The following is a 25,294-nucleotide window of genomic DNA, read 5'->3' on the forward strand; positions in this document are numbered from 1 at the left end:
CTGGCTCAGACTGTAGAAATACAATCTGTACTTATCACTATGACAGCATCGCAATTAAAAAACCAATCCAAACTGGGTTTAAATTATACATGGCGATCTGTAGACAAATTCCAGATCGTTTCCAGTATGGTTTTTAAATCCAATTTACAGATACACAGCAAACCCATGCCATCAAAATAGTCAGGCACATGCTGCATAAAAAAATTGATGTGGGTGGTTGTTTTATTTCTTAAACGTTTGATCTGTGCAGGTGTGGTCAAGGGCATCACATAAGGATACACAAAAATATCTTCTCGACGCTTATGCACCTCAGCTTTACGCTGCTGCATCATCTGCAAAACTTTTAAATATTCAGCAGGTATCTTCCTTCCCACACGTGGAAAGAAGTCACGTGAACGCGAAGCCAAATAGGTATAGATTTTAGGCTGTATCACGGTAGGCACAAACCATAATGGAATGCTGGGATGACGAATCCGGTGATTAACTGCAACACGAATGGCCGTTTTCAGGGTTCGGTTTCCTCTACGATAAGCAGGTAAAATACCCGCCCGCGAGCTCACCACAAAAATCGGTTTCCCATTTAAATCAAGCTTAAGAATTGGAATAATATTTTGTCCAATCAGTTGTCCCTGATGATAATAGTGAACAACCTGAACTGAAACAGCATCTACATCATAAACAAAATCATAGACTTCTTTTTTGCTGGAATCTGGAAAAATTTGCTGATCAAATGCCAGCATGGTTTCAAAAAACTGCTGTTGATGATCAGAGGCCAGTTTTGAAAAATCGACTATCTTTTCAGTAATCCCCATCAGTTTGATCCGTCTCCTCCCATTTTTTATCCATTATTGATTATTATGCTGATTTAAAATATCCCTAGAAATAGGGATTTAATCACTGATTCATTTGAGTTTTTACCTTGCGATTTTACAATCAAAAGTATAAAAAAAGCCCAACAGCTTAAGACTGTTGAGCTTTTCCATGACTAAAAGAATTTATTCGAAGAACAAGTTCTTTATTACTGTAAAATCATGGTCTAATGATAAGTAATTAAAACCGTTTTAATACGGTTATCTTCCAGTTCTGTCACGTCAAAATGAATACCGTGATACTCCAGATGAGTACCTAAGCTCACTTCACCATGCGTTTTATCTAGAATTAGACCCGCAAGACTGATATAACCCGCATCTTCTTCGACTAAATCCATCATCCCCAACTCTAATTCCAGCTGGTACACATCCAGCATGCCTGATGCTTTCCAAGTGTGATCATCAATTTTCACTAAATCGAGCTGTTCATCCGCATCAGGGAATTCTCCGGCAATAGCTTCAAACACATCGAGTGGAGAGATCAAACCCTGTACACTTCCAAACTCATCACTGACCAAAACCAGTGAACCTTTTGAGGTACGCAAGGTATTAATGGCATCAATCACTTTCATTTTCTGGAAAATGTGAATAGGACGATGACGCTTGATTAAAGCTTTAAGTTGTCCGTCATCCTCCAGTACATCCAGCAGTTCTTTGGCACGAACCACGCTCAGAACCTTATCCAGGCTGCCACGACAAACTGGAAACAAGCTATGCGGCACAGACAGCACCTGTTCACGAATTTGTTCAGGCGTATCATCCAGATTGACCCAAGAAATCTGGCTACGTGGTGTCATGATCGAGGCAACAGATCTTTCTGCCAGGGTTAATACCCCGCCAATCATATAACGTTCTTCATCAGCAAAAGCTTCTTGAGCTTCAAAGTGTTGCGCACTGTCAGTGACCGTCTCCATTTTGCCACCCATCAATTTCAAGATGGAATCCGCAGTACGATGACGCAGTGGAATTTTAGATTCATGCTTGGCTACATTGCGCTGACCAAATTGGTTAAATGCTTCAATTGCAATGGCAACGCCAATACCTGAATAAATATAGCCTTTCGGAATATGGAAACCGAAACCTTCTGCAATCAAGCTAATTCCAATTAACAATAAGAAACTTAGACACAGAATCACAACGGTCGGATGTCGGTTTACAAAAGCAGTTAATGATTTGGAGGCCAGTAACATTACAGCCATGGCAACAATCATTGCTACCATCATCACATAGATATTGTCGACCATACCTACGGCAGTAATGACCGAATCTAAAGAGAATACAGCGTCTAAAACCACAATTTGTGCAACAACTGCAGCAAAACTTGCGTAAACAATATTGGTGGTAACCTTAACTTCAGGCTTGCCTTCAATCTTTTCATGTAGTTCAGTCACGGCTTTATAGACCAGGAATAAACCACCAAATAAAAGAATAAGATCTCGACCTGAGAATGTCCAATCAAAGACGGTAATAAGTGGTTTGGTCAAAGTGACTAACCAAGAGATGGCAAACAATAAGCCCAAGCGCATGAATAAAGCGAGGGAAAGACCTACTACACGTGCTTTATCACGTTGTTCTGGAGGAAGTTTTTCAGCCAAAATGGCAATAAAGACTAGGTTATCAATACCTAAAACAATTTCTAAAACAATAAGGGTAAGCAAACCAATCCAAATTCCCGGATCTAATAAAAACTCCATTAGTTTATATCTCCGGTTTTTTGAACTTGCTTAAAAACGAGTAAATTCAAAATAAAACTAGACCTGCACGGCGACGGATCCATAGATATTACCTGTTCAACAATAGATAACTGATTATGCACAATCTTGAAAATGAGTAACAAGTTTTTTGTATTTTTAGTTACCAAAACTTGACTAAACTTAGCGTTATCTCAAATCAGTATATTATTTAATCACGAAAAATCATGTTTTTAAGAAGCAACAGATTTAAAAATAATCCTCACTTAGTCACACCAGCATAGAGCCCAAAATAGCAAAATTCTCAGCACACAAGCTATTGTTTTATATAATTATTCAAATTAATAAATATATTAACAGTATGAAATAACTACCAAGATTTTTTTATATAAAAGATCAGTTCCTCAAGCCATTTTTTTCACTAGAATAAAATACAGCCAAGATTATTTCATTCAATAATCGATAGCTAACCTTAGATGCTCAAGTTTTTTTAATCCAATCAAAAAAAATTATAGGATTATTTACTCTGACGAATGAAAAAGCATTGACCTTCAGCAAAGAATCTAAAACGATTGCCAATACCAGTTATGAAGGTGCATATCTTAATTTAGACTCATCATTTGGTCAGCATCAAGTTAAGATTGTGGGCATGCATAATAAGCAAAAGTTTGAAATACTCCTGCCCGTCGTCTTACAACATGGTGTCCCTACAGCAACCTTACTTCAGAAACCTATCAAAATCCTGAAGCCCAACTAGAAGTGCTGAATTTTGCCCAATCCAAAGTATTGGGGAGATTTCATTGAGACCAATACAGCCCCACCATATCCCTTCTAAACGATCATGCGTAATTTGGATTTTTTGTAAGGAAACTTATCAGAAGATAAGTTTCCTTATTGCATTATAAAAAACTTGATATATATTAATAACCATAAAAAAAATGTGTATTGTTAAGCATAATTTGATTTAAATAAGACGCTTTTCAATAAATTAAAATTACAATTATCTTAGGGAGATCTTCTCCATGACTAAAAAATACAGCAAATTTCTACCTTCTGTTGCAGAAAATTTCACTTTAGAAAATTTTCCTTATTATTGGGTCACTCAAGTACATGCCCAATATGTCCAAAATGTAGATCACGCCTTGAAAAAATATGGTCTAGACAATTCACGCCGTCGCATTTTACTGTCACTAAGGTCCAAGCCTCATGCTAGCGTGTCAGATCTCTCTGAAATGGTCATTTCCAAAATGTCGACCACAACCAAAATTGTCTATCGTTTAAAAGATGAAGGACTGGTTGAAACTTATTCCTGTGAAGATGATGCCCGCATTACTCGAGTTGTCTTAACCGATAAAGGACAACAAATGACGCATAAGATTAATGACATTAGCAATGTGGTATTGGAACAATCTTTTGAAGGCCTCACTCCCTTACAAATTGAAAAAATGATGGAAAGTTTAAAATATATTTTTAAAAATTTAGCCCATTAGTTTGGGCTGAAGGAAAAAGTAACTAATGAATTATTTTTAAGTTTTACTTTAAAATGTAAGACAAATATATCTTTTTTTCACTTTAACTTTCTTAAAAAAAAGTTACAATAATAAAATATAATTACAACAATTATTGGGGAGAAAGTTCAGATGACAAAAAAATACAGTAAATTTTTACCTTCACCAGAAAATTTCAATTTAGAAAATTTTCCTTATTATTGGGTCACTCAAGTGCATGCTCAATACGTACAAAACGTTGATCATGCACTGAAAAAATACGGTCTGGACAATTCACGTCGCCGTATCCTACTCGCTTTAAAATCAAAACCTAATGCCAGTGTTTCAGATCTTTCTGAAATGATGGTTTCCAAAATGTCCACCACGACCAAAATTGTCTATCGATTAAAAGATGAAGGTCTAGTTGAAACTTATTCTTGTGAAGATGACGCACGAATCACTCGCGTAGTTTTAACCGATAAAGGCCAACAAATGACGCAAAAAATTAATGACCTGACCAATGTGGTTCTGGAGCAATCTTTTGAAGGACTAACTCCATTACAAATTGAAAAAATGATGGAAAGTCTCAAACATATTTTTAAAAATTTATCACGATAATTTAGGCTTAAATTTAAAAGTTCAGTAAATACTGAATTTTTTTCTTTTTGACTTTAGAGATAAATGCAAAATTTATGTATTTTTCTTACATGTTTTAACAAAAGCAAGAGATTCTAAATAAAACAATTAAATCGTGGAAAATAAATAATGACCAAGAAATACAGTAAATTTTTACTTCTATCCAGTGAAAATTTTGATTTAGAAGACTTTCCCTACTACTGGATTACTCAAGTTCACGCGCAAGGTGTAAAAAAACTAGACCATGCTCTGAAAAAATATGGTCTGGACAATTCACGTCGCCGTATTTTACTTTCTCTAAAATTCAAGCCTCATGCCAGCGTATCAGATCTCTCTGAAATGGTAGTTTCCAAAATGTCGACTACCACCAAAATCGTCTATCGTTTAAAAGATGAAGGTTTAGTTGAAACTTATTCTTGTGAAGATGATGCTCGTATTACTCGAGTTGTCTTAACCGATAAAGGACAACAAATGACCCTGAAGATTAAGGATCTGAGTAATATAATTCTGGAACAGTCTTACGAGGGTATAACTCCTTTACAAATTGAAAAAATGATGGAAACCCTTAAACATATTTTTAAGAATCTATCGTAATAGTCTATGCTTAATCGAAAAAATTAAGCTGGGGACTAATTTTTTCGATTTTTGCTTTTGGAACATATGAACACTCAAATTCTTCTACCGGGAATCCTTCTACAAAAGAACGGATATCTTGAGATTTCCAGCTCAGCCACTCATCTAGACGCTGGTGAGGAATCACAATCACTGAGCGTTTAACATTGCCTGGCTCATGAAAATCTTTCATCATCGGATGATCAATAGCATCCATGGTAATCATGGTGGCTGAACGAACAATTTCATCCCCTATCCGGGAAATTTCATATAACGCAGCAATATAACAGGCCTGACCATCCTTTCGGCGTACACCCCAGCGCTGTGGCTTGTTCTCAATGTATTTAGATTCATAAAATTCTGAAACTGGAATCACTCCAAATTTAAATTTTGAAACAGCATTCATAAAGGTCGGTTTTTGTAGCAAAGTTTCATTTCGAGCATTGTAGGTTTTTAGGGCAATAGTTTTATCTTCAGCCCATTTCGGTACCATCCCAAAACTAACCTTGCGCCACTCCAAACCTTGAGCTGATTTGAACAGCAAGGGCAACTCATAATTTGGATAGACCTCATCCGGATATTCAAAAGGAATATACGGAAGATTCAACTCACGGAGCTGCTTTAAAGTAAGCGGTTTAAAATTAGCGCACATACAATAAGATTTAAATTAAAACTTATTCCATTATAACTTTAATTACATCATTTCTACTTCACATGACTATTCGGAAGGGTTAACCAATGTGTACGGCTAAACTCATCCAATATCCACTGTCCATTAAAGCGCCCCAAGCCTGAGTTTTTTTCCCCACCAAAGGGTGCATTGGGTTGATCTGCCACGGTGATGGAATTGATATGGGTCATCCCAGCATCAATCTGCATCGCAAAACGCGTTCCGCGCTCAATATCGGCGGTACATACTGCACTGGATAATCCATAAGCTGTGTCATTGGCTAAACGTAAGGCATCCGATTCATTCTGAGCCTTAATCACCGGTAGAACTGGCCCAAAACTTTCTTCTTTAGCTAAGCTGGATTCTGGATCTACATCAATAAAAATATGGGGTGGAATGATATTGCCTTGAATCTTTCCTCGTAGGATGAGTTTAGTACCCTGTTGTAGTGCCTGATCAATGATGTATTTTATTTTTTCCACTTGTGAGCTATTAATAATCGGGCCAATGATGGTATCTACTTGATCTGGATCACCATAGATAATGTCTTGAGTCCGGATCAGCAGTTTTCCAACAAAAGCATCATAAATTTTAGCATCAACAATTACCCGATTGGTACTCATGCAGATTTGCCCTTGATGCAAAAAACGTCCCATTACAGCCAGTTCCACTGCCAAATCTAGATCAGCATCATCCAGAACGACCAAAGGGGCATTCCCTCCCAATTCCAGTGCAATCCGCTTCAGATGATTGCCACCAACAGCCAATTGCCCGACACGTTTTCCAACCAAAGTTGAACCGGTAAATGAAATCATTTTAGGCGTATCGTGCTCGACAAAGTAATCCCCAATTTCGCTGCCTAAACCCGCCACTACACTGAATACACCTTGAGGCACAGCTGCTTCCTCAAAAATTTTAGCCAGCAACAATCCGCCGGTAATAGGCGTATCACTTGCAGGCTTCAGCACCACGCAATTTCCAATCGCAATGGCTGTGACGACTGAGCGCATACTCAGGTGAAATGGAAAGTTCCAGGGGCTAATCACCGCAATGACACCCAATGGTTTTCGAATTGCATAACTTTTGCGGCTAGGATCTGTGGAGTGCAATTCCTGGGTTTCCACTCTTTCAGGAAATGTGACAGCCTCATTGATAATGCCCAATACTGCATCTACTTCAATATTGGCTTTGAAACGTGTACTACCAGATTCCTGAATGAGCCAGTCAATGATTTCTTCACGTCTTTTTTTGACCACTTCTAAAACCTGAAGGATGATACTTTTACGCTCGGATTGAGATGATTGCGACCAGGTGATAAAACTACGCTCTGCAGCCGAATAAGCGCTATCTACATCGACAATGCTAGCAGCCTGTAGTTTTAATATAAGTTCTTGATTATAAGGATTGAGATTATTCAGCGTATGGGTTGAAGTGCCTTTTAACCAGTGTCCTGCAATAAATTGCTGATCGGAAAATTGATAAGTTTGCATTCTTTCACCCATCGTTAGAATTATGTATTCCTTTACTCTAGGAGGTATTGAGCAGAAGTTCTAGCAAAATTACCAATTGTATCAATCTGCCAAAGTTGGGCTTTTTAAAAGAAAATCCAGAGTAAAGAATAAGGAATTTATTTTCTGAATTGCTTTATATATATACCAAAAACCAAAAAGGCATAAAGTAAATGAGTTGACTGGCTTTTAACACCACTTATTTTAATAATCCGAACTTCCCCAAGTTGTTTAGTATCTAAAGTTAAAAAAACCGATAAAATAAAACAAGCATAAAAAAGCCTCCGAAGAGGCTTTTTTCAGTACACAGAATTAGTCACCTGTATAACCTTTTAACTTCAAACGTGCTGCATGAAGTAGCGGCTCAGTATAACCAGAAGGTTGTTCACCACCTTTGAATACCAGGTCATAAGCAGCTTGATAAGCATAACCGTTGAATGCTGGTGCCATTGGCGTATAAAGCGGATCATTCGCATTTTGCTCATCCACGATTTTCGCCATACGCTGCATCACTTCTTCAACTTGCTCTTTAGTTACGATACCGTGACGTAACCAGTTTGCAACATGTTGAGAAGAAATACGTAATGTTGCACGGTCTTCCATCAAACCAACGTCGTTGATATCTAGAACTTTAGAACAACCTACACCCAGGTCAACCCAACGAACTACATAACCCAAGATCCCTTGAAGATTATTTTCGAGCTCTTTGGTTTTCTCTTCAGCAGTCCAGTTGGTATCGGTTGCTAAAGGAGGCGTTAACAAGTCATCTAGAGACAATGCTTCAGTTTTCAACAATTCTTGTTGACGCGCCGAAACGTTGCATTGATGGTAATGGATCGCGTGAATGACTGCACCAGATGGAGACGGAACCCATGCACAGCTCGCACCCGCTTCTGGATGTTCAATCTTGGTTTTGTACATGTCTAAAAGCATGTCTGGTTTTGGCCACATGCCTTTACCAATCTGTGCTTTGCCACGTAAGCCAGCTTGAAGACCGATCATTACATTACGGTTTTCATATGCTGGGAACCAGATTTGTGATTTCACTTCGCCTTTACGAACGAATGGGCCTGCTTCCATGAAGGTATGGATTTCATCACCAGTACGGTCCATGAAGCCTGTGTTAATGAAGATGGTACGGTCTTTCGCTGCTGCAATACAGTTCTTCAAGTTTACAGATGTACGGCGTTCTTCATCCATGATACCGATTTTCAAAGTTTTCGCAGCTAAGCCAAGCGCCTGTTCAGCACGTTCAAATAGCTCAACTGCAAATGCAACTTCTTCAGGACCATGCATTTTTGGCTTCACGATGTACATAGAACCTTTACGTGAGTTCTTGATCGTGTTTTCGCCTTTGATGTCTGCAAAAGTAAGCAATGGAGTGATTAACGCATCCATAATACCTTCGTAGATCTCTTGACCATCTACCAGGATCGCTGGGTTAGTCATCAAGTGACCAACGTTACGAAGAAGCATCAATGAACGACCGTGAAGTGTAGTCTCACCACCAATCAAGTTTTTGTGTGTACGGTCTTGATTCAGTGTACGAGTCACGGTTTTGCCGTTTTTCTCGATAGACTCTTCCAAAGTACCGCGCATTAAGCCTAACCAGTTACGGTAGCCTTCAACTTTCTCTTCAGCATCTACAGCTGCAATTGAGTCTTCCAAATCTTGAATCGTTGTTAAAGCAGATTCAAGCACAAGGTCTTTTACGCCAGCAGCATCAGTTTGACCAATCGGGCTGGTTGCATCAATTTCGATTACAACGTGTAGGCCATTGTTCAAAAGAACGATTTCAGTTGGTGCAGCTTCATCGCCATTAAAACCAACGAATTGTGCTTCTTTGGCTAATGTAGTCGTTGAACCGTCTTTTAGGGTTACAGCAAGTTTTTTGCCTTCTACCGCATATTTAGTTGCATCGGCGTGTGAGCCATTTGCCAACGGGAATGTTTCATTTAAGAAGTTTTTAGCAAATGCGATAACTTTATCACCACGAACCGGGTTATAGCCCTTGCCTTTTTCCGCGCCACCTTCTTCAGGAATAACGTCGAAACCGTAAAGCGCGTCGTATAATGAACCCCAACGTGCGTTCGCAGCATTCAAGCAGTAACGTGCATTACGCACAGGTACTACCAATTGCGCACCAGCCAATAATGCGATTTCTTCATCTACATTTTCTGTGCTGATTTGGAAATCTTCTACTTCTGGTAATAAGTAGCCAATTTCTGTAAGGAAAGCTTTGTAAGCTTCTAATTCAAATTTGTTGTTGCGGTGCCATTCATCAATTTTAGCCTGAATGTCGTCACGCTTAGCCAATAGTGCTTTGTTCTTTGGACTAAGATCGACAACGACTTGTTCAAAGTTTTTCCAGTATGTTTCACTGTCCAAACCAGAACCTGGTAATGCTTCATTTTCGATGAAATCGTAAAGTTCTTTAGCAATCGCTAACTTGCCTTTTTGAATACGTGCAGTCATTGTCTTTCCTGATATTGCTACTTTTTATAACAAGAGATTCTAGTATACCGATTTATACCTAGCTGAATAGTACTATCACATTCCTAAATAATGATCATTTTCTAATAAATGAATATATCCATCATCCAACAAAATGAAGATCACCAATGTAATATTATTATCTGCCTGAATACCTTTTTATAGTTTATAAAGTTTTTGAAATGTCGAAATTAGACTTAAGTGCAGAATTTTACTTTAAAACTACCCAAAAGCTTTATTTCTCACAGCTGTCGAGCAAAGATTAAGCCATGAATAGGGCAAAATGTCGATAAAACAATCAAAGAATTTGTATAAAAAAAGCGCCTGTTTAGGCGCTTGATATTTAGCTGACTTCTGAGGCTGAACCCTGTATTTGTCGGTGTTCAGAGTTCAGATAGTCATCAGACTGCATTTCCAGTAAACGTGAACGCGTGCGTTCAATTTCAAAGGCCAACTTATCACCCTGGTAAATATCAATAATACTGTCTTCCGAAGTCAGCAATAATTTGACTCCACGATCGTAAAATTCATCGACCAGATAAATAAAGCGACGTGTACCTTCAGACAGGTAATCGGTCAAATGCGGTACATTACTGACCAGTACCGTATTATAAATATTGGCAATTTCAATAAAGTCGGCTGGACTGCGCGGTTTTAAACACAGCTCTGAATATTCACACCACAATACATCTTCAGTATGGCCAACGGTTTCTACAATACGGTTATTGATGATAATCGGCTCTTGCGAAATAGTTTGCGTTTGTGTCAGCGCGGTAAAGCGCTGGGCAATCCAGAGTTTATGCTCATGCGTTAATGGATGTTTAAACAATTGTGCCTGTTTCAGCACACGCAAACGATAATCCACACCCGCATCAACATTCAAAATGACACAATGTTTTTTTACCATTTCAATGGTAGGAATAAAACGGTCACGATGGATTCCGTTTTTATACAAACCGTCCGGTGCAATATTTGAAGTCGCCACCAAGGTAATGCCACGAGTAAACAGTTTCTGGAATAACTCGCTCAGAATCATGGCATCTGTCACATTGGAGACAAAGAATTCATCAAAACAGATCACCACCGCTTGCTGGTAAATCTGGTCTGCTACCTGATCCAGCGGATTACGCTGTCCTGATAATTTGTTCAGTTCACGATGTACATGCTGCATAAAATGATGAAAATGCATGCGCATTTTACGGCGAAACGGAATCGACTCAAAAAACTGGTCCATCAACCAGGTTTTACCACGGCCTACCCCACCCCACATGTATACCCCTTGTGGTGAAGTTTGACGACGGAAACGACGAAACGCTTTTTTAGACGCCTTAAAGCGCTGAATCAATTCTTGCCAGACACGATCCAACTCATGTACAGCTTGCGCCTGTGCATCATCCGGCATGAACTGACCAGACGAGATGGCTTGTGCATAACGTTCCGCAGGTGACAAAGGGATAAAGGCTGTACTGTGCTTCGAATTTAAGTCTGACATAACATGGATACTATTTTAGGCTATTGAAAGTATAGCGAAGATTGAGATGAAATATATAACACTTTGGCATTAATATACTTAGGCTATTTACTAAACTATTTAAAGTACTGACGTGGACTGTGTCCAAACCAGCGTTTAAAGGCATGATTAAAGGCTGCAGGCTCCGAATATCCCAGTAATTCCGCAATCATTTCAATGGAATACTCTTTGTACTCGATCAACCTTAGAGCCTTGTCCTTAATCAATTGTTCACGTATCTGTTTATAACTGCTTTGCAATTGTTGCAGCTGATGCCGCAAGGTTCGCTCCGGAATTTGCAGGGCTTGTGCCGTTTCTGCCATGGTCGGCATAACCCCTTGTTGGAGCTCTAAATAATCTTGTACACGCTGCACCAAGGATGGCGCTAACTCATCCGCCTTTAAACGTTCTAATTCAGCGATACATTTGCTTTCATAGATCTTAAAGGTCATTTTATCCGCTGAAGGAATCTGTACATTTAATACGTCCGCGTCAAACCAGAATTTCGCATACTCGGCTGCGAACCGCAATTCGGCACCATAGTAATCATGATAGATATCTAAGGCCTGCAGATTTTCCGGCTGTGCAAATGGCAGTTCTATATGCATTTGCGGAACACTTAAGCCCATCATCTTATAAAGATCTTGAATAAATTTATAAGTTCCCGAAATTTCACATTGTGCCCGCAACAACCCCAGATCACTGTTTAAATCTTCAGGTGCATAACATAAAGCCACCTTTTGATCGGTATATTTTAGGCTTAAGACACCGGTTAAATGTGTTAATGCCTGATAGCGAATGCCCTGCTCTAAAGCAGTACGCACATTTTCACTGGTGACCAGCAACATCAGTAAGGGACCATAGCCTGCAAGTGCATAATGCTGCCCAATAAACAGCCCTTTTTCTGGTGCGACATCCTGACCAATGACTTTAAGCACATCCCATTCCAAACTGGGATGAATAATAGAGCTGGGATCCAAGGCATCCGCACGCAGTCCAATAGCTTGAAGTTTTTGATCAACTGCAACACCTGCTTTACGCATGCCTTGAATTAAATACATCAAGCCGAGAATTGATCGTTTCATAGCAGGGTCACATTAAAATAGCATCTCAATTTTTACTATAATTTTTCATACTTGCAAATTGCCGAATATATCAATTTTTCTGTCATGACTATCATGTTGGTTATTACACCATTGCTATACGCTATAAAAAATACGAAAAGTAATAAGGCCAATAAAAAATGCATAATCAAACACAAAGCCAGCCTATGCCAGCACAAACAAAAATTGCCATCATTGGTGCAGGTTTTGGTGGATTGGCAATGGCTATACGCCTATTACAAAGCAATATTGATGATTTTGTGATTTTGGAAAAAGCCAACGAGGTAGGCGGAACCTGGCGTGAAAATCAATATCCCGGTGCAGCCTGCGACGTACAGTCACATATGTATTCCCTCTCTTTCGCACCCAAAAGCGACTGGTCAAAACGTTATGCTGAAGCACCGGAAATTTTTAAATATATACAAGATTTAATCACAGACTATGATCTGGAAAAGTATTGCCAGTTTAATTGTGAAGTTCTGGCTGCCGAATACAATGAGCAAAGTTGTGACTGGAAACTTACCCTCAATAATGAGCAAACTCTGATTGCTCAATTTGTGGTTTTTGCATCCGGCCCCTTACATGTACCCCATATCCCTCATATCAAGGGCATTGAAAAGTTTCAAGGTAAAGTTTTTCATTCCTCACAATGGGATCATCAATACGACTTAACAGACAAAAATGTCGCATCCATTGGCACAGGTGGCAGTGCAATTCAATACATTCCAGAAATTGCAGCACAAGTCAAACAACTCTATGTGTTCCAGCGTACTGCGGCTTGGGTCATACCACGGGATGAACGCCACTATTTGAATGTTGAAAAGAAATTATTCAAAAAATTAGACTGGTTTAGAAAACTGCATCGGGCACGTTTATATTGGTCAAACGAATCCCGTGTGGTTCCCATTGTTCAACCTACAGTAATGAAATACACCCAAAAACTGGCGGAATTTTTTATCAAGTTTCAGGTCAAAGATAAAAAGCTGGCTCAAAAACTGACACCGGATTACATTATGGGATGCAAACGGATATTGGTGTCTAATAAGTACTATCCAACTTTTAACCGAAGCAATGTTGAACTAGTCACCGAGGCCATTCAGGAATTAACTGAAAACAGCATCATCACCCAAGATGGGCAAGAACGAGCCATTGATTGCCTCATTTACGGTACAGGTTTTATTACCGATCCACGCATCTATTTAAAATCCTTTCACTGTATTGGCGAACATGGGCAGGAACTTAAAGATGCCTGGAAAGATGGTGCTGAGAGTTACTATGGCATTAGTACCAAAAGCTTCCCTAATTTATTTCAGTTACTGGGGCCTAATACCGTTTTGGCGCACAACTCCGTGATCTTCATGATTGAAGCTCAGGTCAATTACATCTTGCAAATGATTCAACTGGTCAAACAAACTCATAGCGATGCCATTGTGGTGAAAGATCAGGCACAAGACCAGTTCAATCAGAAGGTACAAAAATTGCTGGATGGCACAGTCTGGCAATCTGGCTGTGTAAGCTGGTATCAACAGGATGGCGGCAAAAACTTTGCCCTGTGGCCTACTTATACCTGGAAATATTGGTTACAGACTAAAAAACTCAATCCTGCTGATTTCCGCCTACTGAGTCAACCCAAGAGAAATCGTGCAGCTTAATCTTATATTGTTCATAATAAGCAGGTATTTTTTACCTGCTTAATTCTTTATGCAATCCATCTGGTTAATCTTCCAACTTCTCTCTAGCCTCGCGATGGGCTTTCTGCTTGCCCGCAAACTGCCTACCCGGCTTGAAAATTTTGCTTTTCAAATTTTGCCCTATTTCACCTATATTTTACTGTTTACCATTGCAATTGAATTTTCTCAAACCCTACATAACATCTCAAGCCCGCATTTAATTTTGGGTTCTTCCCTGACGCTTGCATTATGTACCTCATTTGGCGCATTTATCTGTTGCTACCTGCTCTTTAAAAGCATTGGCTTTCAGCCCACCCAAGGTAAGGTTTCAGCGAGCCTGTTGTTTAAATCACTACTCAATATCAGCTATGCATTTTTTGCATTAGCAACAGGATATTTTGCTGCGGAAGCTGCCAGTTTTTCAGGTTATAGCCTGCACATCAGCACCTGGAATTTGTTACTGGTCTTCATGTTTCTTATTGGGCTTGATCTGGCCTATTCACCACTTGATCGCTCGTGGCTAAACTGGAAAATCATGCTCGTGCCAGCAGGCTGTATTATGGGTTCATTGCTCGGTGCCTTCATTAGCGTTTTATTTATAGAGCACATTTCACTCAAAGACCTGATCATGCTGTCACAAGGTTATGGCTTTTACTCCATGACCGGCATTGTGGTGACAGAACTTAAAAATGCTGAACTTGGCAGCATCGCCTTAATGAATGATCTGTTTCGGGAAATTATTTCAATTTTGATGATGTATGTGATTGGCTGGCGTTATCCACGCTCTGCCATTTCAGCAGCTGCTGCAACCGCTATGGACGTGACCTTGCCGATGGTGAAACAAGCCTGTGGTAATGATTTTATTCCATATGCCATGGTTAGCGGTTTTATTCTTTCTGTGCTTGCACCAATTATGGTGAGTGTTTTGGCTGTGGTTTAATTTTTCATATTTATCCCTCACCTAAATCCTCTCCCAGAGGAAGAGGACTTGTCCATTTTTACAATAATGGGACATTATCTCTCCCTTTGGGAGAGAGTTAGAGAGAGAGTGTAAAATTACAACGTTGCCAAAATATCTTTCAATGTCTGACGCGGATTTTCAGACTTAGTAATGGGACGACCAATGACTAAATGTGTAGAACCATCAAGCATGGCTTGTTTCGGTGTCACAATACGTTTTTGGTCATCTGCTGCCGAGCCTGCTGGACGAATCCCAGGAGTCACTAAAGCAAAGTCTTGACCCAAAGTTTCACGCAGCATTTTCGCTTCTTGCGCAGAACACACCACACCATCTAAACCACTGTCTTTCGTTAAAGCAGCCAGGCGTTTTACTTGCTCAAATGGTTCAATATCCAATCCGATATCTTTTAAATCTTCACGCCCCATTGAAGTCAGTACAGTCACAGCAATCAGTTGAGTTTTATAATTCCCTGTCTTTAAGCGTTCTACACAGGTTTCCATCATTTTACGGCCACCTGATGCATGTACATTCACCATCCAGACACCCAAGTCTGCTGCTGCACATACTGCTTGAGCTGTAGTATTCGGGATATCATGAAATTTCAAATCCAGGAAAACTTCAAAGCCTTGGTCATGCAATGCCTTAACCACGCTTGGGCCTTCATGAGTAAATAGCTCTTTACCAACTTTCACCCGACATAATGCAGGATCCAGCTGCTCTGCAATTGTTAACGCGTCATATTGGCTTTTAGCATCCAGTGCAACAATGATACTCAAGAGACTTACCTTCACTCAGACAAAAAAGAAAGTCTATTATAAGGGCTATTCCAGCTTAGACATAGTGTTAAAAAAATAAGTTAATTGAAGTCATTATTTTGAATTATTGTTCTCTGCTTCAGATTCAAAACATAAAAAAACACCCTGAAGTGATCTATTTTCAGAGTGTTTCAAAATTCAATTAAAATTTTTGAATCTCAGCCTTCTAACTGACTGAGCCAAACCTTATATACAACATACGACATTATAATGGAGTAGATGAACGATCTTCCGGATGAATATCGAGTACTGTCTTTTCATGTCTGGTATGAGCTGCCGCCTCAGCTGCTGCCAGCTGTGCCGCTTGTATTTGTTCTTTTCGTAGATGTTCAATGTCTTTACGTAGTCGCTTAATTTCCCAGTTAGTCTGAAATACCCGGAAAATTTGTACTCCCAACAGCAATCCTAGTACTACACCTAAAGCTAACGTCAATAACAACAACAGGCCTAAACGCATTGCCGGTACTTGAGTAAACAATAAATCAACCGTGAGTTCGGTACCATTTTGCAGTACGAGAGCCAATGAATAGCCAAAAAGTACTATTAGTAATGCGACTAAAACGTAACGCATAAACACCCCATAAAATTTCTATTACTGTGCAGATTCGTTTACTGCATCGCGTAATGCTTTACCAGGTTTAAAATGCGGAACTGCTTTTGCAGCCACTTCAACAGAACGACCTGTTTTAGGATTACGCCCCACGCGTGGATCACGGTGATGCAAAGCGAAACTACCAAAACCACGAATTTCAATACGATTATCAGATGACAATGCGGCTATCATTTGATCAATCATAATCTTAACAGCTTCTTCAACCAAAGGCTCTGCCAAGTGTGGATTTTTTAGGGAAATTCGCTCTATTAAGTCAGACTTATTCAGTGCTTCCGTAGTCATCTGCGACCTCTTTAATTATCAAGCTATTTTATAGATAATCAGATAATAACCTGTTTAAATACAAAACGGTAGCGTAATAAGTTAATACTACGCTACCGTTTACAGTATTTGTGTAAAAAGTATTAGTTAATTTACATTAACAATACATTTTAACGCCTACTTAGTTACCCATTTGAGCTTTGATCAAATCACCAATAGTCTTAGGACCATTGTCTTGACCAGCTGCAGCTGTTTTCAAGTTAGCAACTGCTTCTTTCTCTTCAGCTTCGTCTTTCGCTTTGATTGACAAGTTGATAGAGCGAGATTTACGGTCTACATTGATGATTTTAGCTTCAACTTCTTGACCAACTTCAAGGAACTTAGTTGCATCTTCAACGCGGTCGCGGTTGATTTCAGATGCTTTAAGAGTCGCTTCAACTTCGTCAGCTAACTTAACAGTAGCGCCACGAGCGTCAACTGCAGTTACAGTACCTTTAACAAGCGCACCGCGTTCGTTAGTAGCCAAGAAATCGTTGAACGGATCGCTGTTCATTTGTTTGATACCAAGGCTGATACGGTTGCCTTCAGCATCTACAGACAAGATAACCGCTTCAACAGTGTCACCTTTCTTGTAACGACGAATAGCTTCTTCGCCTTGTTCGTTCCAAGAGATGTCAGACAAGTGAACCAGACCATCGATACCGCCTGGTAAACCGATGAAGATACCGAAATCAGTGATTGATTTGATCGTACCTGAAACTTTTTCGCCTTTGTCGTGGTCTTTAGCAAACTCTTCCCATGGGTTAGCACGAGTTTGTTTGATACCAAGAGAAATACGACGACGTTCTTCGTCCACTTCAAGAACCATAACATCAACTTCGTCACCAATCTGAACAACTTTAGATGGGTGGATGTTTTTGTTAGTGTGGTCCATTTCTGAAACGTGTACTAAACCTTCAACGCCTTCAGCGATTTCAGCGAAACAACCGTAGTCAGTAAGGTTCGTTACGCGAGCTTTAACGATAGAACCTTTAGGGTAACGGTTCATGATCGCTAACCATGGATCTTCGCCTAATTGTTTAAGGCCTAAAGATACGCGGTTACGTTCGCGGTCGAATTTAAGTACTTTAACAGTAACTTCTTGTCCAACTTCAACAACTTCTGAAGGATGCTTGATACGTTTCCAAGCCATGTCAGTGATGTGAAGAAGACCGTCGATACCACCAAGGTCAACGAATGCGCCGTAATCAGTAAGGTTCTTGATAGTACCTGTAACTGTTTGACCTTCTTCAAGCTGAGCAAGAAGAGCTTCACGGTCAGCTGAAGATTCAGCTTCCATAACAGCACGACGAGATACAACAACGTTGTTACGTTTAGCATCAAGTTTGATTACTTTAAATTCTAACTCTTTACCTTCTAAGTGAGTAGTATCACGAATAGGACGAGTATCAACTAAAGAACCTGGAAGGAACGCACGTACTGGACCGATGTCAACAGTGAAACCGCCTTTAACTTTACCAGAGATAACACCAGTAACGATTTCGCCGTCTTCAAAGATTTTTTCAAGTTTAGTCCAAGTTTCAGCACGTTTAGCTTTTTCACGTGATAAAACTGTTTGACCCATACCGTTGTCAAGAGCTTCAACAACAACGTCAACAGTATCGCCAACTTGAACTTCAAGTTCACGTTGGTCGTTTAAGAATTCAGCGCGGTCAACAATACCTTCTGATTTAAGGCCAGTGTCAACTGTTACCCAGTCAGAGTCAATGCTTACTACAACGCCCTGGATGACAGCACCCTTTTCAACGTTGAGGTTTAATTCGCTTTCTTCAAAGAGGGCTGCAAAAGATTCGGTCATGATATACCTGATAAAGTCAGCGGTCTTGGATCAGACAAGGCCGGTTTAATAAAGCTTCCACATAGTCCGTAATAAACTGATCTAGCTATGCTTTGGCTGAAAATTCGTTAATTGGCTAATTGCTTGTCGACAAAGTTCGTCATCAAATTGAATACTTCATCGATGCCCAGTTCTGAACTATCGATGATATATGCATCTGCTGCTGGCTTGAGTGGTGCGACTGTGCGCTCCATATCACGTTTGTCTCGAGCTTGTATATTAGCTAAAATGTCGTTCATTTTAACATCTAGCCCCATACCCTGCAACTGCTTTACTCGTCGCTCCGCTCGGGATTCAGCCGATGCAGTCAGGTAAATCTTGGCTTGAGCTTCCGGAAAAATAGAAGTGGCCATATCTCGACCATCCGCAACCAAGCCTGGGGATTGTGCAAATGCGCGCTGACGTTCTAAAAGTGCAGTTCTAAGCTCAGGAATTGCCGCAACTTTTGAGGCAAATTCACCGACGCGTTCAGTACGGATGGTTTGGGTGACATCTTCACCGTCCAATTGAACCTGCGTACCCACCTGAGTTGTAACAAATTTTATGTCTAAATTTGTTGCAATTTTAATGCATGAATCAAGCGCCGAGTCTAAAGCATCCAGTAAATCCTGCTGATGTAATGACAACCCCAACAGACGATATAAAGCCCCAGAATCAAGCAAATGAAATTGATAATGTGTTGCCAGTTTAGCGGCAAGTGTGCCTTTTCCAGAACCACTTGGCCCATCTATGGTAATAATTTGAACTGTCATTAATGTTCCACTTTACGCTATACAGTTTTAGCTAATTTTGAAAAACCTAGTTTAATCGCAGATTTAAGCTGTGCAAGGATTAATTTACTGATAAAAGGAGCACGCGCCTGCAATTCAATGGTATAAGTCACCAAGGTTTTGCCAGCATCTTTTGCTTCAAACTCGATAATCCCCAAATGGTGTTTTACCAGAGGATTCTTCACAATCTGGTATTCGATACGCTGATTTGGCTCCAGCAAGGTAATTTGTTCCTGTAAAGGCTTGATGGGACCAAAACCCATGCGACGCACCGAACCTACCCCATCCGGACGCTCCGGATCATTTGAGTCTTTAATTCGCTCAACCTGAATCGGCGCAAAAGCGACATTGTAGGTGGCATGTTTTGATAACAAATCAAAAACCTGATCGATGGGTGCGTTAAATTCTTTTTTTACTTGAATAGAATTCATGACTTATCCTGATTTTTTATTGACAATAGATATTGTCATTATAGTTTACATGGTTTGAATTAATGATTCTCATCATTTAGGGACTTTTCTTGTAACTTCTGCAATCTTTTTTGCTCACGGCGCATCTTAAAAAAATCACTGAGTTGTTGAGAACACTGTTCATCTAGACATCCAGCGACAAAATCAAACTGATGGTTATAGTATCCGGTTTGCAATAATTTACGCGCACTGACCAGGGAACCTGCTTTCGGCTCGGTTGTTCCAAACACCACCCTGGATACCCGCGCATGAATCAAAGCTCCAACACACATGGTACAAGGTTCCAAAGTCACATATAGAACGGAATCATCAGGAAGACGGTAATTATTCAGATAAGCACAAGCCTGACGCAATGCTTGAACTTCAGCATGCGCAGTCGGATCATTCAATGAGATAGGTGCATTATAACCTGCACCAATAATCTGATTTTGACTGACGATCACTGCACCCACAGGAATCTCTTGTTTTGATGCTGCAATGGCAGCTTGCTCATAAGCAAACTGCATCCAGTACTCATCAGTCAGTTGTGTAGCATCAGTCATAAGCTTAGCTGATGACTCCATAATGCTTCAATAAATCATTCCAGCTTTGAATAGTGGTTATTGGTGGGTAATCAGATAAAATGGCTTTTAAAGAGAAATCACTGCCCTTTTTCCATTCTGGCGATAAATCTTTATCCACCAAACGTGCTCGCACACCTTCCACAAAATCCGGATGACGAATCTTCCAGTTGGAAATTTGTGTTTCCAGTTCAAAAACTTCATTCCAGGAATGAACTCGCTTACCCCATTGCCATAACAACCAGGTAATGGCAGCAGTCGCAGGCGAACCTTTTTGCAGATTTTCACTGGCTTGACGCAGCCAGTCACTGCGCGCATCACTGAGTCCTATAATAGATTCATAGTCATGTTCAAAGTTCACCCCACGGCAAACACTGTGAATCACATCCAGTGAATTTTGTAAGGGACCCGGTCCTACCGGACGATGCAAGCTATTTAAAGTATCATCAATGGCACGGAAATCTCCCGCCGGATAATGCCCCCAATCAATATTAAGCATTTTTTCCAGTACGTTATCACGCTGCGCATCACAAATATGGGTTGCCCAACCAATACCGTAAGCACCCGCTGAAGTCATGATTGATCCAGTCAGGCCGGTAAACAAACCAATGGCACCACGATCGGCCAGAAAACGTGTTGCGCCTACATCGGGATACAAACCGATATTAATTTCAGGCATCGCCAAACGTGAATAAGGCGTGACCAGGCGGAAAGGCGCCGCCATAAATAAACCTAAACCACCACCCATGACATAACCTTCACCCCAAACCAGCACAGGTTTAGCATAGTTATGCAGCAATAAATCCAGTGCATATTCCTGCTCAAAGAATTTATTTGCCGTTTCAACTTCATCATTGATCACCAACTGACGAAGTTTACGTACATCACCACCGGCACAGAATGCTTTTGGTGTAGTGGAATCCAGCCAAATTGCCTTTACCGCATCATCATAATGAAAATCTTGGAATACTTGCAAAAGTGCGGTAACGATAGATTCATCCAAGGCATGCAGAGATTTCGGACGGTTCAGGCGAACAATGCGCCAGCCATTCTTTGCTTCTTCTACAATAAGATCGGGATGATAATTTTTTAGTTCAGGAGATTGTGTCATGCGTCCAGCTGCCAATTGATCGGCTCAATGCCATTTTGTTTCAGATAATTATTTGCTTTAGAAAATACTTTACAACCAAAAAAACCACCGCGGTTTGCTGACAAAGGAGAAGGATGTGCAGCTTTCAATACCAGATGTTTATTTTGATCGATGCGTTGTCCTTTACGTTGCGCATAAGCGCCCCAAAGGATAAACACGATATGCTCACATTGCTCGTTTAAAACGTCAATAATGTGATCGGTGAAATCTTCCCAACCACGCTTCTGATGGGATGTCGGTTGTCCTGCCTCAACAGTCAAAACCGCATTGAGCAATAACACACCTTGTTCAGCCCAACGGGTTAAATCACCATGCTTGGGAGCAGGAATACCAAGATCAGTATTTAATTCATGAAAAATATTACGCAAAGATGGAGGTAACGCAACCCCTTTTTGCACTGAAAAACTTAAGCCATGTGCCTGATTGGGACCATGATAAGGATCCTGCCCCAGAATAACGACTTTAACATGGTTCAAGGGAGTTGTATTTAAGGCGTTAAAAATGAGTGGATTTGGTGGATAGATGACTTTATCCGCCTGTATTTCAGTCACTAGAAACTGTTTTAAATCATCCATTTTAGTGCTGAGCAAAAAATCGCTCAAGGCACTTTTCCAACTCGCATCTAACTGGATTTTGTCTAGTTTAGTTTGCTGTTGTTCCGTTAAAGACATATCTACTTCCTAAGTTTTTATTTACCAGACCCAACTTTTTCGCCATCTTCAAATTTGTACTTGAAGATCGACCGTTGGGTTTTGGAATTTAATACCTTGTTGTAATTTTTCATACATCATCGGATCAGCCCATTCCGCTTGAACCTGTTCAGAAAATACAATATGTTTCAGACTTAGCACACCCATTTGCTCATTTTCAATATCTTCAATAAAGCTTTGTGCATAGCCTGTATCGGTTTCATGCACAATCACTGAATAGACTTCTACATCACCTTCCCCGTTTTGGGTTTCAGTAGACACAAGTACCTGTTGTGCCAAGTAGAAGAAAATACGTGAAAATTGTTCTGCGGATGGAGAAACAGGTAAAGATACCCAGCGTGCACTAAATTTCTTGCAAGCGGCAATATATTCGGCATCATCATGCTGCCAAAAGCAAATGGCATGATCAAAACTGTCAAAAATATCTTTAATTACGCCTTTTAATAATCCGAAGTCATACACCATTTGCCCATGATCAAGCTTCGAAGCCTTAAGCAACAATTCAACTTTATAGCTATGGCCATGAATCGAACGCTTACAACGATCCGATGTGCAATTCCGCACAATATGAGCATTTTCAAACTTAAATAACTTACGAATTAACATGTGCCGTGATGCAATCAAAAATTTGTGAATTAATCTCAATTATAAAGCAAAAGTAAAAGTTATAAAGTAAAACTAAGAGGCGGTGCATGAATTTTACTGTTCAACACCATTAGTGAAATGGATGCAGCTCAATAGAAGTGAAAATATAATTTATAAAATGTCTTGTTTTATTTGATTAAAACGGCGCCATACTGCGAGATGCCACATAAACGTGCTTATCCTTGCGCACCAAAGCACTACTGAACTGGCGTTTACGCCCACTGAGCAGCACTTCAATTTTGGCGTTAAAATACGCAGATTTCACCCCCAACAGATTGCTGACTTCACTTCTTACATCAGCACTGACCTGGTTAAAAGGCTCAATTGACCAAAGATCATTCACACTGGAAAAATGTTCCAAATTGGCCTGGCGCTGTTGTAAAACCTGTTGCACTGCTTTGATATCCAGCTTGGGATCAAGACTTGCCAGTAGCATCACTGGTGCTGTATTGATATTCACCTTTGTATCCAAGTCTGGAACTATACTGACATAATCGGCAATTTGCAGATATTTTTTTCCTTCAAAGCCACGTACCAGTTTCAGTTCTTCTACACTATGGAATTTGCTGTTTGCCGGTAAATAACCTTGTGTCAATCCCTGATAATAGCTTGCTTCAGCACCCATTGAGCCAATGGTTTCATTATCGGCATCTTGCCAGTCTATGACAGCCTCACTCAACTTTTCCGGCAATCCAACACGCAGCAACAGTTTTTCAAACCAGGCTTTTGCCTGAGGATTTGGCGTACCATCTGCATTCAGCAAGCTGTTTAAATTAAATTTTCCCGACTGATCCTCTAAAGTACCTGCTACAAAACCATCCTCTACCGGGAAAGCCGGCATCGGTTTGGCCCAGTTTTCTTGTAAATGATCAATATCGCCAGCATTCTCTGCATCATCAATCAACAGTTCTGAAAAAAATGCTTCTGCACTTTTGGCATATAGTAGCGACTGGTTTTGACGCATCAAATATGCCGTGTTTTCCGCAGTATTGGCCTGTCTTTTGGCAATAGTCGCAGCAAGGATGGTCGCCAATGCCACCATGACCAAAATCGTGATTAAGGCAACGCCCTGTTGCGGCTTCATGTTCAATTGAGTCAAACCTTATGATGTAGAGTTATTTGTATTGCTATTTGCATTGTTATTTTGCTGTTTTAAATAATCGGTGTTTAATAAACTAAAAACCCACTCATAGGCCACATCTTTTACCGTCAGTTTGATTTTAATGCCTTTAGGTAAGATCTGTTTTTGCGTGACATCATTTAAATCTACCTGACCCTCTGGCCACGCATTGAGTTCACTCGGATTTAATACCACAATCTCAAACTGGTCGACATTATTTAACAGCACACTGGATTCCGGCTGATCACGTCCCGTACTGTTCAAGTTACGGTATTTTAAGCGATAGAGTTTTTTTTCATCGGCACGATACTGATATTCAACCCGCTCATCTGGAGATATCCCCTGATTCAAGGGATCCGTCACCCCCGTCTTACTAAAATTAAAACGTCCATTTTGCAAAACCAAAGCAGGCTGAAGATCATTGTTCATATTGGCATTCAAAGGAACAGCCTGTACGGTATCACGCAGAATTTGCTGATAAGCCTCTTGCAGCTGCCCCAAACTGATTTCGTGTTCAGCATTACGATCTTTGACTTTAACCATGTAATCAAATACTTTCCAGCCCAATGCCGAAAGCACACTAAAAATGGCAATTGCCACCAAAAGTTCAACCAAAGTGAAACCTTTTCTATTTTTCGCAGTCTGCTTTTTCATGCTTTGGCCTTCGGGTTAAAGAAAACCAAATGCGTCACTCCTGATTCAACCTTGCCAGTTTCTGTATTAAACAAACTGACCTGTACTTCTATGCGTTGCACATTTGGACTAATGGTCGATTGTGCAGATTTGCCAATTTGCCAGGTTTCACCTTGCTGGGTGACCTGTTTGGATTGGGTTCCCTGCAACCATTCCTGATTAATTTCCATCATTGCCACTTCGTTCAAGGCCACAAATTGCGCTTTGGTTCTTAAAATGGCATTCGAGGTTGCTTGGGTATATTGCATAGCCACCTTGGTGAAAGCAATTGCCGCAGTGGCGAAAATCGCCAAAGCCACCATGACTTCCAATAGCGTAAATCCTGAGCTGCGATGAGCAAGACACTGTTTTACTGCGAAGCAAGACAAAGATTTATGCAT

General features: G+C 40.2%; 25 protein-coding genes. 5 read left to right on the forward strand and 20 right to left on the reverse strand.

The window, feature by feature from the left end; translation table 11 throughout:
• Positions 1-83: 83 nt before the first annotated feature.
• On the reverse strand, positions 84-812 hold the full coding sequence (locus WAE57_RS03730; RefSeq protein ID WP_337708361.1) for a hypothetical protein: 729 nt from the start codon (positions 810-812) through the stop codon (positions 84-86).
• 224 nt (positions 813-1,036) lie between these two features.
• A complete protein-coding gene (locus WAE57_RS03735) occupies positions 1,037-2,563 on the reverse strand; it encodes a transporter associated domain-containing protein (protein ID WP_337708363.1) in 1,527 nt (508 codons plus the stop codon).
• Positions 2,564-3,582: 1,019 nt separating this feature from the next.
• On the opposite strand from WAE57_RS03735, the gene WAE57_RS03740 reads away from it, so the two are divergent.
• The 3 genes from WAE57_RS03740 to WAE57_RS03750 all read left to right on the forward strand — a co-directional run bounded on the left by WAE57_RS03740 (position 3,583) and on the right by WAE57_RS03750 (position 5,277).
• The gene (locus WAE57_RS03740; RefSeq protein ID WP_237787205.1) at positions 3,583-4,050 is read left to right on the forward strand and encodes a MarR family winged helix-turn-helix transcriptional regulator; all 468 of its coding nucleotides are present in this window, start codon (positions 3,583-3,585) and stop codon (positions 4,048-4,050) included.
• Positions 4,051-4,200: 150 nt separating this feature from the next.
• A complete protein-coding gene (locus WAE57_RS03745; protein WP_086175001.1) occupies positions 4,201-4,665 on the forward strand; it encodes a MarR family winged helix-turn-helix transcriptional regulator in 465 nt (154 codons plus the stop codon).
• A 147-nt stretch (positions 4,666-4,812) separates the two neighbouring features.
• A complete protein-coding gene (locus tag WAE57_RS03750) occupies positions 4,813-5,277 on the forward strand; it encodes a MarR family winged helix-turn-helix transcriptional regulator (protein WP_237787204.1) in 465 nt (154 codons plus the stop codon).
• 10 nt (positions 5,278-5,287) lie between these two features.
• On the opposite strand, the gene WAE57_RS03755 is transcribed toward WAE57_RS03750, so the two are convergent.
• The 5 genes from WAE57_RS03755 to WAE57_RS03775 form a co-directional block, all read right to left on the reverse strand.
• The gene (locus WAE57_RS03755) at positions 5,288-5,947 is read right to left on the reverse strand and encodes an SOS response-associated peptidase family protein (RefSeq protein WP_337708368.1); all 660 of its coding nucleotides are present in this window, start codon (positions 5,945-5,947) and stop codon (positions 5,288-5,290) included.
• A gap of 53 nt (positions 5,948-6,000) precedes the next feature.
• Entirely contained in the window at positions 6,001-7,455 is a 1,455-nt protein-coding gene (locus WAE57_RS03760) for an aldehyde dehydrogenase family protein (protein ID WP_337708370.1), read from the reverse strand.
• 330 nt (positions 7,456-7,785) lie between these two features.
• Positions 7,786-9,948 (reverse strand): malate synthase G, encoded by a 2,163-nt coding sequence (locus WAE57_RS03765; RefSeq protein ID WP_337708372.1) that lies wholly within the window; start codon positions 9,946-9,948, stop codon positions 7,786-7,788.
• 361 nt (positions 9,949-10,309) lie between these two features.
• Positions 10,310-11,458 carry a cell division protein ZapE gene (gene zapE, locus WAE57_RS03770; RefSeq protein ID WP_337708374.1) on the reverse strand — a complete coding sequence of 383 codons (1,149 nt, stop codon included), beginning with the start codon at positions 11,456-11,458 and terminating at the stop codon, positions 10,310-10,312.
• Between the two features lie 95 nt (positions 11,459-11,553).
• Positions 11,554-12,561, reverse strand: coding sequence for an AraC family transcriptional regulator ligand-binding domain-containing protein (locus WAE57_RS03775; RefSeq protein ID WP_337708377.1), 1,008 nt, complete (start codon positions 12,559-12,561; stop codon positions 11,554-11,556).
• 158 nt (positions 12,562-12,719) lie between these two features.
• Here WAE57_RS03775 and WAE57_RS03780 point away from each other — a divergent pair, with 158 nt between their 5' ends.
• Entirely contained in the window at positions 12,720-14,231 is a 1,512-nt protein-coding gene (locus WAE57_RS03780; RefSeq protein ID WP_337708379.1) for an NAD(P)/FAD-dependent oxidoreductase, read from the forward strand.
• Positions 14,232-14,280: 49 nt separating this feature from the next.
• Positions 14,281-15,189 carry a lysine exporter LysO family protein gene (locus tag WAE57_RS03785; protein ID WP_337708381.1) on the forward strand — a complete coding sequence of 303 codons (909 nt, stop codon included), beginning with the start codon at positions 14,281-14,283 and terminating at the stop codon, positions 15,187-15,189.
• A 116-nt stretch (positions 15,190-15,305) separates the two neighbouring features.
• Here WAE57_RS03785 and pyrF read toward each other — a convergent pair whose 3' ends face one another.
• The 13 genes from pyrF to gspI all read right to left on the reverse strand — a co-directional run bounded on the left by pyrF (position 15,306) and on the right by gspI (position 25,294).
• On the reverse strand, positions 15,306-16,001 hold the full coding sequence (gene pyrF / locus WAE57_RS03790) for an orotidine-5'-phosphate decarboxylase (protein ID WP_171263990.1): 696 nt from the start codon (positions 15,999-16,001) through the stop codon (positions 15,306-15,308).
• A 229-nt stretch (positions 16,002-16,230) separates the two neighbouring features.
• Positions 16,231-16,596 carry a lipopolysaccharide assembly protein LapA domain-containing protein gene (locus WAE57_RS03795; protein ID WP_086199980.1) on the reverse strand — a complete coding sequence of 122 codons (366 nt, stop codon included), beginning with the start codon at positions 16,594-16,596 and terminating at the stop codon, positions 16,231-16,233.
• A 21-nt stretch (positions 16,597-16,617) separates the two neighbouring features.
• The gene (locus WAE57_RS03800) at positions 16,618-16,920 is read right to left on the reverse strand and encodes an integration host factor subunit beta (protein ID WP_086174991.1); all 303 of its coding nucleotides are present in this window, start codon (positions 16,918-16,920) and stop codon (positions 16,618-16,620) included.
• 160 nt (positions 16,921-17,080) lie between these two features.
• On the reverse strand, positions 17,081-18,757 hold the full coding sequence (gene rpsA / locus WAE57_RS03805; RefSeq protein ID WP_086174990.1) for a 30S ribosomal protein S1: 1,677 nt from the start codon (positions 18,755-18,757) through the stop codon (positions 17,081-17,083).
• 107 nt (positions 18,758-18,864) lie between these two features.
• Positions 18,865-19,548 (reverse strand): (d)CMP kinase, encoded by a 684-nt coding sequence (gene cmk / locus WAE57_RS03810; protein WP_337708391.1) that lies wholly within the window; start codon positions 19,546-19,548, stop codon positions 18,865-18,867.
• A 17-nt stretch (positions 19,549-19,565) separates the two neighbouring features.
• The gene (locus WAE57_RS03815) at positions 19,566-19,997 is read right to left on the reverse strand and encodes an SRPBCC family protein (protein WP_237787194.1); all 432 of its coding nucleotides are present in this window, start codon (positions 19,995-19,997) and stop codon (positions 19,566-19,568) included.
• 59 nt (positions 19,998-20,056) lie between these two features.
• Positions 20,057-20,578, reverse strand: coding sequence for a tRNA adenosine(34) deaminase TadA (tadA, locus tag WAE57_RS03820; RefSeq protein WP_237787193.1), 522 nt, complete (start codon positions 20,576-20,578; stop codon positions 20,057-20,059).
• 4 nt (positions 20,579-20,582) lie between these two features.
• Positions 20,583-21,707, reverse strand: a complete 1,125-nt coding sequence (locus WAE57_RS03825; protein WP_237787192.1) for an enoyl-CoA hydratase/isomerase family protein — start codon at positions 21,705-21,707, stop codon at positions 20,583-20,585.
• Complete coding sequence (ung, locus tag WAE57_RS03830; protein ID WP_237787191.1) at positions 21,704-22,417, reverse strand: uracil-DNA glycosylase; 714 nt, start codon at positions 22,415-22,417, stop codon at positions 21,704-21,706. The genes WAE57_RS03825 and ung overlap by 4 nt, the downstream gene beginning before the upstream one ends.
• A 48-nt stretch (positions 22,418-22,465) precedes the next feature.
• Positions 22,466-23,062 carry a 6-carboxytetrahydropterin synthase gene (locus WAE57_RS03835; protein ID WP_237787190.1) on the reverse strand — a complete coding sequence of 199 codons (597 nt, stop codon included), beginning with the start codon at positions 23,060-23,062 and terminating at the stop codon, positions 22,466-22,468.
• Positions 23,063-23,237: 175 nt separating this feature from the next.
• A complete protein-coding gene (gene gspK / locus WAE57_RS03840) occupies positions 23,238-24,185 on the reverse strand; it encodes a type II secretion system minor pseudopilin GspK (RefSeq protein WP_337708396.1) in 948 nt (315 codons plus the stop codon).
• A gap of 18 nt (positions 24,186-24,203) precedes the next feature.
• Positions 24,204-24,875, reverse strand: a complete 672-nt coding sequence (gene gspJ, locus WAE57_RS03845; RefSeq protein ID WP_337708398.1) for a type II secretion system minor pseudopilin GspJ — start codon at positions 24,873-24,875, stop codon at positions 24,204-24,206.
• Complete coding sequence (gene gspI / locus WAE57_RS03850) at positions 24,872-25,294, reverse strand: type II secretion system minor pseudopilin GspI (protein ID WP_337708487.1); 423 nt, start codon at positions 25,292-25,294, stop codon at positions 24,872-24,874. The genes gspJ and gspI overlap by 4 nt, the downstream gene beginning before the upstream one ends.

It is taken from the genome of Acinetobacter sp. NS-4, from assembly GCF_037402435.1.
Classification (GTDB): domain Bacteria; phylum Pseudomonadota; class Gammaproteobacteria; order Pseudomonadales; family Moraxellaceae; genus Acinetobacter.

Bases quoted from the DNA above. Each gene is read 5' to 3' on its own strand.
- WAE57_RS03815 (WP_237787194.1), bottom strand. From the start codon at position 19,997: ATGAATTCTATTCAAGTAAAAAAAGAATTTAACGCACCCATCGATCAG.
- tadA (WP_237787193.1), bottom strand. From the start codon at position 20,578: ATGACTGATGCTACACAACTGACTGATGAGTACTGGATGCAGTTTGCT.
- WAE57_RS03835 (WP_237787190.1), bottom strand. From the start codon at position 23,062: ATGTTAATTCGTAAGTTATTTAAGTTTGAAAATGCTCATATTGTGCGG.
- WAE57_RS03800 (WP_086174991.1), bottom strand. From the start codon at position 16,920: ATGACTACGGAAGCACTGAATAAGTCTGACTTAATAGAGCGAATTTCC.
- WAE57_RS03745 (WP_086175001.1), top strand. From the start codon at position 4,201: ATGACAAAAAAATACAGTAAATTTTTACCTTCACCAGAAAATTTCAAT.
- ung (WP_237787191.1), bottom strand. From the start codon at position 22,417: ATGTCTTTAACGGAACAACAGCAAACTAAACTAGACAAAATCCAGTTA.
- WAE57_RS03765 (WP_337708372.1), bottom strand. From the start codon at position 9,948: ATGACTGCACGTATTCAAAAAGGCAAGTTAGCGATTGCTAAAGAACTT.
- cmk (WP_337708391.1), bottom strand. From the start codon at position 19,548: ATGACAGTTCAAATTATTACCATAGATGGGCCAAGTGGTTCTGGAAAA.
- rpsA (WP_086174990.1), bottom strand. From the start codon at position 18,757: ATGACCGAATCTTTTGCAGCCCTCTTTGAAGAAAGCGAATTAAACCTC.
- zapE (WP_337708374.1), bottom strand. From the start codon at position 11,458: ATGTCAGACTTAAATTCGAAGCACAGTACAGCCTTTATCCCTTTGTCA.
- WAE57_RS03750 (WP_237787204.1), top strand. From the start codon at position 4,813: ATGACCAAGAAATACAGTAAATTTTTACTTCTATCCAGTGAAAATTTT.
- gspK (WP_337708396.1), bottom strand. From the start codon at position 24,185: ATGAAGCCGCAACAGGGCGTTGCCTTAATCACGATTTTGGTCATGGTG.
- WAE57_RS03735 (WP_337708363.1), bottom strand. From the start codon at position 2,563: ATGGAGTTTTTATTAGATCCGGGAATTTGGATTGGTTTGCTTACCCTT.
- WAE57_RS03775 (WP_337708377.1), bottom strand. From the start codon at position 12,561: ATGAAACGATCAATTCTCGGCTTGATGTATTTAATTCAAGGCATGCGT.
- WAE57_RS03730 (WP_337708361.1), bottom strand. From the start codon at position 812: ATGGGGATTACTGAAAAGATAGTCGATTTTTCAAAACTGGCCTCTGAT.
- WAE57_RS03795 (WP_086199980.1), bottom strand. From the start codon at position 16,596: ATGCGTTACGTTTTAGTCGCATTACTAATAGTACTTTTTGGCTATTCA.
- WAE57_RS03755 (WP_337708368.1), bottom strand. From the start codon at position 5,947: ATGTGCGCTAATTTTAAACCGCTTACTTTAAAGCAGCTCCGTGAGTTG.
- gspJ (WP_337708398.1), bottom strand. From the start codon at position 24,875: ATGAAAAAGCAGACTGCGAAAAATAGAAAAGGTTTCACTTTGGTTGAA.
- WAE57_RS03825 (WP_237787192.1), bottom strand. From the start codon at position 21,707: ATGACACAATCTCCTGAACTAAAAAATTATCATCCCGATCTTATTGTA.
- gspI (WP_337708487.1), bottom strand. From the start codon at position 25,294: ATGCATAAATCTTTGTCTTGCTTCGCAGTAAAACAGTGTCTTGCTCAT.
- WAE57_RS03780 (WP_337708379.1), top strand. From the start codon at position 12,720: ATGCATAATCAAACACAAAGCCAGCCTATGCCAGCACAAACAAAAATT.
- WAE57_RS03785 (WP_337708381.1), top strand. From the start codon at position 14,281: ATGCAATCCATCTGGTTAATCTTCCAACTTCTCTCTAGCCTCGCGATG.
- WAE57_RS03740 (WP_237787205.1), top strand. From the start codon at position 3,583: ATGACTAAAAAATACAGCAAATTTCTACCTTCTGTTGCAGAAAATTTC.
- WAE57_RS03760 (WP_337708370.1), bottom strand. From the start codon at position 7,455: ATGCAAACTTATCAATTTTCCGATCAGCAATTTATTGCAGGACACTGG.